Raw genomic sequence first — 11831 nt, 5'->3', positions numbered from 1 at the left:
CTCCGGCAAGGGAGGCTATGCCTCCGGGACGGTCGCCGTCGCCCGCGATGCCGGCCCTGGTTACCGCACCGGCGAGGGCAAGAGCTCGCGGCGGAAGAAGACGTCCGCGAGCGGGATCTTCATCGGCGCCCGCGACGAGGGCGCCGGGGATGCCGCCCCAAGCCGCAAGCGGGGCGGAGGCAAGGGCAAGAGCGGCGGCGGGAACGCCACCGCCGCGTTTGTGCGCAAGAAGAAAAAGTAAACACGTTTCCAGATTATCGATTTGGAGCTAAAGACACCGATGGCGGTGTCTTTTTTTTGCTTGCTTATTGTCCTTCTATAAGGGAGCGAGGAAAATCACAATGTTGTACAATTCGCATGCTAGAAATTGGGATGAAAACGCGTACATTTTCCGGATGCGGGATGATAAGATGATTTTGGGCGAAAGAGGCTGATTCCACCACCAGCTACTTGGAGAAAGGAGGAGAATATGGAGCTTGATGCGAGAAGCAGTCAACTGTTGCGTGAGCTGTTGACCAATCCCGGAATCAAGAACAAGGATCTGGAGCATAAGTACGGCTTAAGCCGAAGGCAGGTGGAGTACAGCCTGAGCAAAATCAATGATTGGCTCAAAGCCAATTATTTGCCGGAAATCAAGAGAAGCAGGACCGGGCAATTTCTGATCGGCAAGGCGCTGTTTACCGCGCTGTCGATGGACCGGGAGCGGAACACGAAGGGCAACTACAATTTGTCCGCGGAAGAACGCGCCAATCTGATTATTTTGATGATGCTGAGCAAAAACGAAGAATTGTCGCTGTTTCATTTTACGCATGCTCTCGGTGTGAGCAAAAATACGATTCTCCGCGACTTGAAAAATGCGCAGGATGCCATAAGCCCGCTGCATTTAGAGATCAAATACTCCAGAATGCACGGCTACTACATCGAGGGAAATGAGTTTAACCAGCGGCAGGCCCTGATCGACATCGTCCACAAAACGCTGGAAACGTATGGCGGAGAGAACTGGCTCAGGGAGCTTGCCGGAGCCGCTCCTTCCCAAGTCGCCGCCCTTCGCCGCAAAATCGAAGCGGTGGAAAGCAAGCTGAACCTGAAATTCACCGACGAAAAGCTGGAGTCCATGCCCTATATTTTGCTGTTGCTGCTCAGAAGAGTGAAGCAGGGGCGAGTTGTCGAGGGGTTCCATATTCACTATGATGAACTGTCCGATACCAAGGAGTACAGGGCCGTGGAAGAACTGCTCAGCGAGCTTGAGCCCATTCCGATGGAAGAGAGAATGTTCATTACGCTGCATCTGCTTACGACCAACATCTCTTCCACCGATTATTTGTCCGACGATACGTTGCCGGAGCTAAACCGGGCGTTGTCCGAGATGCTGTCCCAGTTCGAGCGTAACGCCTGTGTCACGCTGCAGGACAAGGAGCAGTTGCACAACAAAATTTTGCTGCACCTGAAGCCGGCCTATTACCGGATCAAATACCGTCTCTCCATTACGAATCCGCTGCAGGAATCGGTCAGCAAGGAGTTCAAGGAACTGCATCATCTGGTCAAAAAATCTTGCGGCCCTCTCGTGGAACTGATTGGCGCCGAAATACCGGAGAGCGAAACGACTTATTTGACGATGCTGATCGGCGGCTGGTGCACAAGGCAGGGGGACAGCATTCGGCAGAAGATCAGGGCGCTTGTCGTTTGCCCCAAGGGCGTGTGTGTCTCCAGGCTATTGGAGAGCACTTTGCGCGAACTGTTCCCGGAATTCGTCTTTTTCGATGCGCTGTCCGTCCGCGAGTTCCACAATTACGCGCTGGAGTACGATGTCGTGTTCTCCACCGTTTATTTGCCGACCGACAAGAAGCTGTTTCTCATTAAGACATTTCTCGGGAAGGAGGACAGATACAGACTGCGCAAGCAGGTGATGGAGGAGCTCCACGGTTATGTTCCTTCCGAGTTCAACATGGACAGAATCATGGAGATCATCGGAAAATATGCCGTTATCCAAAACAGCCAGTCGCTGCTCCTGGAGCTTAGGCAGTATCTCATGCCTGAACGAGAGCCAAGGCACAACCCCTTTATGGCCCCGGAGATGCCGGACTTAAGCGATCTAATTGTTCCAGATACGATCACGCTGGCCAGATGCGCAAAATCTTGGGAGGAAGCCGTCCGTATGGCCGCGGAGCCGCTGCTTCGCCGCGGCAGCATCACTGCGGGCTATGTGCAGGCTATGTTGGAAGCCAGTGAGAGCAGGGATCCTTACATTATCATCGGCCATCAAGTGGCCATCCCGCACGCCGATCCCGAATGCGGAGTCCATGAAGTGTCCATGAGCCTGCTGCGTCTGGAGGAACCGGTATGTTACGCGGAAGGGTACATGATCCATGTCATTGTGGTCATTGCCGCCAAGGATAAGTACCGGCATCTGCGCTCCTTGAACCAACTGATGAAGCTTGCCGGCAACCAAGAGGAGGTGATGGCCTTGATTGAAGCGGATACGCCCGAGAAAATCCACGAAATCGCCGCCGCATTTTCCATAGATGAAGAGAGAGGGATCGTACATGAGTACCGAATGGCTTGAGGAATCTTTCATTTTGCTTGGCTTGGAGGGAGACAGCAAGGAAGAAGTGTTAAGCGAAATGGCCGGCAATCTGCTGGCCCACGGTGTTGTGAAGGAGAGCTACATCCGGGCGATCATCGAACGCGAGCAGACCTTTCCCACCGGGCTTCCGACCGTGTCCTGCTCCGTCGCCATTCCCCATACCGATATCGAGCATGTGAACCGCAAGGCGATCAGCATCGGCATTTTAAAGCGGCCGGTGGAGTTCGGCATCATGGGCGAAGAGAGCGCGACGACCCCGGTGGAGATCGTATTTATGCTGGCCATGGACCAGAAGAAATCCCAGCTTAGGCTGCTGACGCGCCTGATGCAAATTATCCAGGACGGACGGATGCTTGATGCGCTTCGCCATGGGGAGAGCGCCGCCGCCGTCAAAGCATTGATGAACGACAAATTGCAGCCTGAAGAAATCAAGGAGGTCGAATCATATGACTAAAAAGACCATTCTGGTCGCCTGCGGGGCGGGCATCGCCACCTCAACCATCGTCACTGAAGCGCTCAAGGAATTGTGCAAGGCCAACCATATCGAGGCCAATTTAGTGCAGTGCAAAATTACCGAAGTGCCCTCGCTGGCTGAAGGTGCGGACCTGCTCGTCAGCACGACCATCGCCAACAAAGAATATCCATTTCCGGTCATCAACGCAAGAGCGTTTTTGACCGGGATCGGCATCGATGAAGTCAAAGCCAAAATTTTGCAGGAACTGTTGAAATAATACATTTTTACATTTTGGGGGGGGATTGGAATGCAAGATATGGTTGGCGCTTTACGCTCATTTTTGGATTTAGGTCCGACCGTCATTTTGCCGGTGGCGATCTTTATTCTGGGGATAATCTTCGGGCAGAAGCCGGGCAAGGCTTTCCGTTCCGGTCTGACGATCGGCGTAGGGTTTATCGGCATCTCTCTGGTCGTGGATTTGCTGGTTAATAATCTTGGACCGGCGGCGAACGGGATGGTCGAGCGGTTTGGCATCCAGCTCAACGTGATCGATGTCGGCTGGCCCGGTTCGGCTTCCATCTCGTGGGCTTCGCCGATCGCGCCGTTCATTATCCCGGCAGGGCTATTGGTCAACGTGATCATGCTGGTGACGAAAACGACTAAGACGATGAACGTCGATATTTGGAACTTCTGGCATTTCACTTTTACAGGCGCTTGTGTGTATGCGCTTACCCAAAGCGTCGTTTTAGGCTTGCTGGCTGCGATCATTTTCCAGATTATCGTGCTCAAAATTGCCGACTGGACCGCGCCGATGCTGGAGAGCTATTTCGATTTGCCCGGCATTTCCGTGCCGACGGGCAGCACCGTATCTTATGCGCCGCTCGGCATTCCGCTGGTGAAGCTGATTCAGAAAATTCCGGGAGTGAGCAAGCTGCATGCCGATCCGGAAAGCATTCAAAAGCGCTTTGGCGTCTTTGGAGAACCGATTTTCATGGGGCTGGTGCTGGGGATCGCGCTTGGCATTTTGGCCGGGTACAACGCGGGCGAGGTGATCAAGGTCGGTATGGCGATGGGCGGCGTGATGTTCCTGATGCCGCGGATGGTCAAAATCTTGATGGAAGGTCTGATGCCGATCTCCGAATCGGCCCGCGACTTCCTCAAACGCAAGTTCGGCGCCGACAACGTGTACATCGGGCTTGACGCCGCAGTGGCCATCGGCCATCCGTCGGTCATTGCCACCGCGCTGATTCTGGTTCCGATTACTGTTGCGCTGGCGGTGTTCCTGCCCGGCAACAAGGTGCTGCCTTTCGTTGATCTGGCCACGATTCCGTTCATTGTAGCCTTCATCGTCGGCGCGGCCAAAGGCAACATCATCCACTCGGTGATTGCCGGGACCGTGCTCATCGCCTTGTCGCTATATATGGCGACCGACCTGGCGCCGCTGAATACGCAAATGGCGATAGATGCCCATTTCAACATGCCTGAGGGAACAACGCAAATCTCCAGTATCGACCAGAGCGGGAATCTGATCAACTACGTCATATATAAAGTGTTTGCCTTGTTTAACTAAGGGCGGCAAACAACTGCATTCCAGAGCTAATATAAGCTGGCACTTATATTAGCCCGTGTGAAACAACAGTCTTTGCATCCGGATGGCTTGGACAACAAACGGCCTGTTTTTCAAATAAGCTCACCCCGAACAGACGGGAAACGGGCCGTTTATGACCTTTTTTGGGGGCTGCAAAGCTGCCGAATAAACGCGGAAAACCGATCCTTACATCCGCGCTTATTCTTCCTCATTATACCTTATGCAGGCAGCGGCGCACCACCAAATAAATAGATACAAATTGGAGGGGCGAAGATGAAAGCATTGGTTAAAAAGGAGCTTGGATTTGGAAACCTGGAGGTCATGGAGGTCGAGGAACCGCAGATCGGGCCGGATCAGGTCAAAATTGAGGTGAAGTATGCCGGCGTGTGCGGAACGGATCTGCATACCTATGAAGGCAAGTATAAAGTCAAGGCGCCCGTTACCCTGGGCCATGAGTTTTCCGGCCAGGTGGTAGAGGTGGGAGCGAACGTAGAGGGAATCCAGGTCGGGGACCGCGTCACTTCGGAAACGACCTTTTTCATTTGCGGGGAGTGCAGGTATTGTAAATCACGGCAATACAATCTGTGCGCAAGCCGCAGAGGGCTGGGAACCCAGCAAAACGGAGGTTTCGCCAAATATGTCGTCGCCCGCAAAGAAAGCGTGCATAAGCTGCCGGACAACGTGGATTATTTGTCGGCTGCCCTGACCGAGCCTCTTGCTTGCGCGCATCATGCCGTTTCCAAGGCCGGCATTAAGGAAGGCGAGGTCGTTGTGGTGCTAGGCCCGGGACCGATCGGGCTCTTGACGGCGCAGATCGCCAAAAGCCTGGGCGCAACTGTGATCATTACCGGGCTCAGCAAAGATAAGGTCCGTCTCGAAAAGGCGCTTGAACTGGGGATCGACTATGCTGTGAACATCCAAAACGAGGACTTAAAGGAGCTGGCTAACGGGCTGACGAACGGATACGGCGCGGATGTTGTGCTGGAATGCACCGGCGCGGTGCCGGCTGTTGCGATGGGACTGGACGTTCTGGCCAAACAAGGGCGTTATGTGCAGGTGGGCATATTCGCATCGCCGGAAATCCCGGTTGATTTTGAGAAAATTATCCAGAAGGAAATCAGCGTCATCGGCTGCCGCAGCCAGAATCCGTTCGATTGGGAGCCTTCCCTGCGGCTTATGAACGAACAGCGCGTCAACGCGAAAGCGCTGGTGACGCACAAATTCCCTATAACGGAATGGGCAGAAGCGTTTAAGCTGATGAGAAACGGCGAGGCGATCAAGGTTGTTCTGACCCCCGTTTCTTAAAGCAGGGGCTTCAATTTAGCGGAAGCGGGTGATTGTATGGTGGAAAGCTTCCTGGACTATATTTTGGGACCGCACGGCAGGTATATTAGCGGACTTTTGCTTAAATATCAATTCCCGGCAAGCTGCGTCGTTTTTATCTATGCCATCTTCAAAATCGTTCGTCGGACGGCGCTAAAAAAGCAGGGGACGAAAGGAGAAAACCGATGAATAAGCCGAAGCTGGCGCCATCGATTCTTGCGGCGGATTTCTCCAAGCTTGGCAGCGAGATTGAGGCGGCCGACAAGGCAGGAGCCGATATGATTCATATCGATGTGATGGACGGAGCGTTTGTGCCGAATATTACGCTGGGACCGGACATCATCGCATCCGTCCGCCCCTATACCAATCTGGCTTTCGACGTGCACTTGATGATCGAGGAGCCGCAGCGGTACATCGCCCGTTTTGCCGCTGCAGGCGCCGATATCATTACGGTTCAAGCGGAGGCGTGCCGCCATTTGCACCGGACCATTCAGGAAATTAAGGCTTCCGGCGTCAAAAGCGGCGTCGCTCTCAGTCCGGCGACACCGCCGGACGTGCTGGATTACGTGATTGGAGAGATCGACATGGTGCTGCTGATGAGCGTAAATCCAGGGTTTGGCGGGCAAAGCTTCATCCCTGCTGTTCTGGAGAAGATCAGGGCGGTGCGGAAAACGATCGATGCGCTGGGCGTGAGTGTGGATATAGAGGTGGACGGAGGCATCAAGCTGTCCAATGTCGGTAAGGTTGTCCAAGCGGGCGCCGATGTGATCGTCGCCGGTTCCGCTCTGTACAACAGCGAAGGCATCGGGCACAATGCCGCCCGTTTCAGAGCCGCCATGGACAACGCGGCTTTGCCGGAAGGGATGTGACCGCTACACGCTGGTCGCGAATTTTGGATGGGCTGCACCCGGTACGGCGCGCGGCCGAGCGAGGATGCCTTGTGCAGCCGAAAGCGGCGCATCCCAATGATGCACATGGCGCGGGCGATAAATTGGGATGAAAACGCGTACATGCGTAATTTTCACAATGATATGATGAAAATGAGGAAAGGAGGGTGAGACTGTTGCGATGAAGGTTGTGATAGCCAATGACCACGGCGGATTGATGCTGAAAAGGGAGCTTGCGTCCCTGCTGCGGGAAATGAACGCGGAAGTCGTCGACCTCGGCTGCGATACCCAAGATGCGGTGGATTACCCCGACTATGCGATTCGGGCGGCGGCGATGGTCGCCAACGGAGAAGCGGAGCGGGGAATTCTGATTTGCGGAACGGGAATCGGCATGTCGATCGCGGCCAACAAGGTGCCCGGCATTCGCTGCGCGCTCGCGCATGACGTGTTCAGCGCGAAGGCGACGCGGCTCCATAACGACAGCAACATGCTGGCTTTGGGCGAGCGGGTTATCGGGCCCGGATTGGCAAGAGAAATCGTGAAGACCTGGATAGAGACGGAGTTTGAAGGCGGACGCCATCAACGGCGGATTGACAAGGTGTCAAATTACGAGCGTTCCGCCCGATCCGAATAAAGAAAGAGGGAGAAAACCTTATGAATACTGATTCTGCTGCAAACAGTATCGAAATGCTGGCGGTGAATACGATCCGCACTTTGTCCATCGATATGGTCGAGCGGGCGAAATCCGGCCATCCGGGCATGCCGATGGGCGCTGCGCCCATGGCCTACGCGCTGTGGGCCGGTGAGCTGAGCCATAATCCTGACAATCCGGGATGGTTCAACCGTGATCGGTTCGTATTATCCGCCGGACACGGATCGCCGCTGCTGTACAGTCTGCTGCATCTGTTCGGCTACGGGCTGACCTTGGAAGATTTGCGAAGCTTCCGGCAGTGGGGCAGCCAAACGCCGGGGCATCCCGAGTTCGGCCATACGCCCGGAGTGGACGCGACGACCGGCCCGCTGGGTCAGGGCATCGCGATGGCGGCGGGAATGGCCATGGCCGAACGGCATTTGGCTTCCATCTATAATAAGGAAGGTTACCCGCTTGTAGACCATTACACCTACAGCATTTGCGGCGACGGCGACCTGATGGAAGGCGTGTCCGCGGAAGCGGCGTCACTCGCCGGACATTTGGGATTGGGGCGGCTGATTGTGCTGTACGATTCCAACGATATTTCGCTCGACGGCGATCTTGACCTGTCTTTTTCGGAAAATGTCCTGGAGCGGTTCCGGGCTTACGGATGGCAGACGCTGCGCGTGGAAGACGGGAACGATCTTGCGGCGATCCGCCGGGCGATTGCCGCAGCCAAAGCCGATACCGAACGGCCGACCTTGATCGAAGTGAAGACGGTCATCGGCTTCGGCGCGCCGAACAAGGGCGGGACGTCGGCCTGCCACGGCGCTCCGCTGGGAACGGAGGAGGCGTCGGCCGCCAAGGCCGCCTATGGTTGGCATTACCAAGAGCCGTTTTATGTGCCGGAGGAAGTGAAGGCGCACTTTGCACAGTTGGCGCAGCGCGGACGGGAGCGGGAAGCCGCCTGGAATGAACTGTGGAACAGCTACAGGCACAAGTTCCCGGAAGAGGCTGCGCGGTTTGCCGCCGCCGTATCCGGGCAGCTTCCGGAAGGCTGGGATGTGGGCTTGCCTTCGTTCGCGACCGGCCAGATGTTGGCGACGCGCGATGCTTCCGGCAAGACGCTGAACGCGGCGGCGCAGGCCATCCCGCAATTGATCGGCGGCTCGGCCGATCTGGCAAGCTCCAACAAAACGCTGCTTGCCGGCGAAGGCAATTTCAGCCGCCGCGATTACGCCGCGCGGAACATCTGCTTCGGCGTACGCGAGTTCGCCATGGGAGCGATGATGAACGGCATGGCGCTGCATGGAGGCGTCAAGGTGTACGGAGCGACGTTCTTTGTATTCTCGGACTATCTGCGTCCGGCGATTCGCCTGGCGGCGTTGATGAAGCTTCCGGTCATCTACGTATTTACGCATGACAGCGTGGCGGTCGGGGAAGACGGGCCGACCCACGAGCCGATCGAGCAGTTGGCTTCGCTGCGAGCGATGCCAGGATTGTCCTTGATCCGTCCGGCGGATGCGATGGAGACCGCCGCGGCTTGGCGGCTTGCGCTGGAGAGCCAAGATACGCCGACGGCGCTCGTGCTGTCCCGCCAGAGCCTGCCGACGCTGCCCATTTCCCAGGAAGCGGCTTACGAAGGCGTGGCGAGGGGCGCATATGTCCTTTCGCCTGCGCAGGGCGAGGCGGAAGGTTTATTGCTGGCGACCGGCTCGGAGGTTGCCCTGGCGCTGGCCGTACAGGCGAAGCTGGTGGAAGAGGGGATCAAGGTATCGGTGGTCAGCATGCCGAGCTGGGACCGTTTCGAGCGCCAGAGCGCCGAGTACAAGGAAAGCGTGCTGCCGTCTTTGCTGAAGGCGCGGCTAGCGATTGAACTCGGTTCGCCGCTTGGCTGGAGAGAGTATATAGGGGAGCAAGGGGATGTGCTTGCGCTGGATCATTTCGGGGCGTCCGCGCCGGCGGAGGTTTTGCTCGAAGAGTACGGTTTTACGGTCCGGCATGCGGCCGACCGATTTAAGACGCTGGCGGCAGCGGTGAAAAGGCAGGGTGGCGGATCATGGTGAACGAGACGTTTGTAGTGACGGAGGAGTCCGGCATCCATGCCCGCCCGGCATCGGTTCTGGTGCAGCACGCGAGCAAATTCAAATCGGACATCCGGCTGGAATACGACGGGAAGACCGTCAATCTGAAGTCCATCGTCGGCGTCATGTCGCTGGGTATTGAATATGGGCATCGCTTCACGATCACGAGCTCCGGGGAAGATGAAGAGGAAGCGATCGCCGCTTTGCGCGGAGTTATCATCCGGGAGGGGCTTGGCCAATGAGCGTGAAGATGGTGCGAGGCATTCCCGCTTCGCCGGGCATTGCGATAGCGAAGGCCTATGTGATGGAAAGCCATGAGCCGGTGATCGAGAAGGAAAGCGCGCTTGGCGCGGAAGCGGAATTGGAACGTCTGGAAGCCGCCGTAGCCCAAAGCAGCCGGGAGCTTGAGGAAATCCGTGAGCATACCGCCGCTGAACTTGGAGAGGAAGAAGCTAAAATATTTGAAGCGCATTTGCTTGTCCTTCAGGACCCGGAGCTGCTCGGCCCGGTCAGGGACAAGATCCGCAATGAAGCGGTGACGGCTGAATTCGCCCTGCGGGAAACGGCGCGGGAAATCGCCGCGGCGTTCGAAGCGCTGGGCACGGAATATCTGCGGGAACGTGCCGCGGACATCCGCGACGTAACGCGGCGGGTGCTGGCTGCCTTATCCGGCGAACCGTTCCAGGATCTCGGCGGGATCACGGAGGAGGTCATCATTGTCGCGCATGACCTGACGCCTTCCGATACGGCCCGGTTGAACCGGACTTTTGTGAAGGGATTCACGATCAGCGCCGGCAGCCGCACCTCTCATTCGGCGATCATGGCCCGATCCATGGGGATTCCGGCGATCGTCGGAAGCGCGGACGTGATGGAGTCTGTCCGGCACAACGATCTGTTGATCCTCGACGGCCATGAAGGCGTCCTGCTGGTGAATCCTTCGCGCGAGCTTGTCGCGGAGTATGAAGACAGACGGAGGGAAGAAGCGCAAAAGAAACGGGAATGGGCTTTGCTCGTCGGGCAGCCTACCGTCACCGGCGACGGGCAGCGGGTGCTGCTGGCCGGAAATATCGGCAGTCCAGCCGATGCCGCCGAGGTAATTGAATGCGGCGGCGAAGGCATCGGTCTGTTCCGTACGGAATTTCTGTATATGGGGCGCGCCGACGCTCCGTCCGAAGAAGAGCAATTTTCGGCTTACCGCCAGGTGCTGGAGACGATGGCCGGAAAGCCGGTGGTCGTGCGCACGATCGATATCGGCGGCGATAAGGAGGCGCCTTGTCTGAATCTGCCGCGGGAGGACAATCCGTTTCTCGGCTTCCGGGCGATCCGCCTGTGCCTAGATAGCGCGGGGGAGGAGCTGTTCCGTACCCAACTGCGGGCTCTGCTGCGGGCGAGCGTGTATGGCCGGCTGCACATCATGTTTCCGATGATCGCCGCTCTGGAGGAGCTGCGGCGGGCCAAGCAAATGCTGGCGGAAGAGAAAAGGAAGCTTCTTGCTGAAGGGGCAGAGGTTTCGGATAACGTCAGTGTCGGGATGATGGTCGAGATTCCGTCGGTTGCGGTGATGGCCGATCTTTTTGCGCCGGAAGTCGATTTTTTCAGCATTGGAACCAACGACCTGATCCAGTATACGATGGCGGCCGACCGGATGAACGGCCGGGTCTCGCATCTATACCAGCCGTTCAATCCGGCGGTGCTTAGGCTGATCGCGGGAGTGATTGACGCCGCGCACGCCCACGGCAAATGGGTGGGCATGTGCGGGGAAATGGCCGGAGACCGCCTGGCCGTTCCGCTGCTGCTCGGTTTGGGGCTGGACGAGTTCAGCATGAGCGCCGCGTCCATTCTTCCTGCCCGCAGTCTGATCCGCAGCCTGTCCAGGGCGGAGATGGCCGTTATGGCGCAGCAGGCCCTGCGGCTGGCCGATGCCCGGGAGGTCGCCGACTTCGTCCGGCGCTCCGTTAACGCCGCGGTCGTATCTCCTTGATATTGGCATCAGGAGGACATTTTGAGACGTTTTGTTTAGGCGCATCCGGTTTCTGAGTTTCTGATCCGTTTTGAGAAGCCCGTGTTCTTTCACGTTTTGGGAGAACCGGGTTCTTTTTTTACGTCCTTAGTTTGCGTGCTTGTAGCTTGGAACACAGTGGCCTTATTTTGTCTTTTGCCGTTTACCACTTGATTCCTGTTTTTTCGGCAAATAAAAGGCGCTTTTCTTGCTCCTTGTTATTGTTGTAGGAATTACGGAGGAATTATTCATAGTCCGGGGGTTCATTTTCGGCAGCGCAT

Annotated in this window: 11 protein-coding genes; all 11 read left to right on the top strand. The window is 56.7% G+C overall.

Annotated elements, in window-relative coordinates; genetic code table 11:
* Window positions 1–241 (top strand): hypothetical protein (locus POTG_RS24335; protein ID WP_036645072.1); only part of this gene is annotated, 241 nt, incomplete at its 5' end.
* Between the two features lie 228 nt (window positions 242–469).
* On the top strand, window positions 470–2563 hold the full coding sequence (locus POTG_RS11305) for a BglG family transcription antiterminator (RefSeq protein WP_009224963.1): 2094 nt from the start codon (window positions 470–472) through the stop codon (window positions 2561–2563).
* Window positions 2544–3038 carry a PTS sugar transporter subunit IIA gene (locus tag POTG_RS11300; RefSeq protein ID WP_009224962.1) on the top strand — a complete coding sequence of 165 codons (495 nt, stop codon included), beginning with the start codon at window positions 2544–2546 and terminating at the stop codon, window positions 3036–3038. The genes POTG_RS11305 and POTG_RS11300 overlap by 20 nt, the downstream gene beginning before the upstream one ends.
* The gene (locus POTG_RS11295; RefSeq protein ID WP_009224961.1) at window positions 3031–3315 is read left to right on the top strand and encodes a PTS sugar transporter subunit IIB; all 285 of its coding nucleotides are present in this window, start codon (window positions 3031–3033) and stop codon (window positions 3313–3315) included. The genes POTG_RS11300 and POTG_RS11295 overlap by 8 nt, the downstream gene beginning before the upstream one ends.
* Before the next feature lie 30 nt (window positions 3316–3345).
* Window positions 3346–4608: a PTS galactitol transporter subunit IIC gene (locus POTG_RS11290; protein WP_009224960.1), complete on the top strand. Its 1263-nt coding sequence runs from the start codon at window positions 3346–3348 to the stop codon at window positions 4606–4608.
* A 291-nt stretch (window positions 4609–4899) separates the two neighbouring features.
* Complete coding sequence (locus POTG_RS11285; protein WP_009224959.1) at window positions 4900–5931, top strand: zinc-binding dehydrogenase; 1032 nt, start codon at window positions 4900–4902, stop codon at window positions 5929–5931.
* Between the two features lie 203 nt (window positions 5932–6134).
* A complete protein-coding gene (rpe, locus tag POTG_RS11280; RefSeq protein ID WP_009224958.1) occupies window positions 6135–6818 on the top strand; it encodes a ribulose-phosphate 3-epimerase in 684 nt (227 codons plus the stop codon).
* Window positions 6819–7017: 199 nt separating this feature from the next.
* Window positions 7018–7470, top strand: coding sequence for a ribose 5-phosphate isomerase B (rpiB, locus tag POTG_RS11275; RefSeq protein WP_009224957.1), 453 nt, complete (start codon window positions 7018–7020; stop codon window positions 7468–7470).
* Window positions 7471–7490: 20 nt separating this feature from the next.
* Window positions 7491–9533: a transketolase gene (gene tkt, locus POTG_RS11270; RefSeq protein ID WP_009224956.1), complete on the top strand. Its 2043-nt coding sequence runs from the start codon at window positions 7491–7493 to the stop codon at window positions 9531–9533.
* A complete protein-coding gene (locus tag POTG_RS11265) occupies window positions 9527–9793 on the top strand; it encodes a phosphocarrier protein HPr (protein WP_009224955.1) in 267 nt (88 codons plus the stop codon). The genes tkt and POTG_RS11265 overlap by 7 nt, the downstream gene beginning before the upstream one ends.
* Window positions 9790–11532: a phosphoenolpyruvate--protein phosphotransferase gene (gene ptsP / locus POTG_RS11260; protein WP_009224954.1), complete on the top strand. Its 1743-nt coding sequence runs from the start codon at window positions 9790–9792 to the stop codon at window positions 11530–11532. Before POTG_RS11265 ends, ptsP begins: the two co-directional genes overlap by 4 nt.
* Window positions 11533–11831 lie beyond the last annotated feature (299 nt).

Origin of the sequence: Paenibacillus sp. oral taxon 786 str. D14 (assembly GCF_000159955.1) — a bacterium.
Classification (GTDB): Bacteria; Bacillota; Bacilli; order Paenibacillales; family Paenibacillaceae; genus Fontibacillus; species Fontibacillus phoenicis.
Note: the sequence above shows the minus strand (reverse complement) of the source record. Positions and strands in the feature narration are given on the sequence as shown.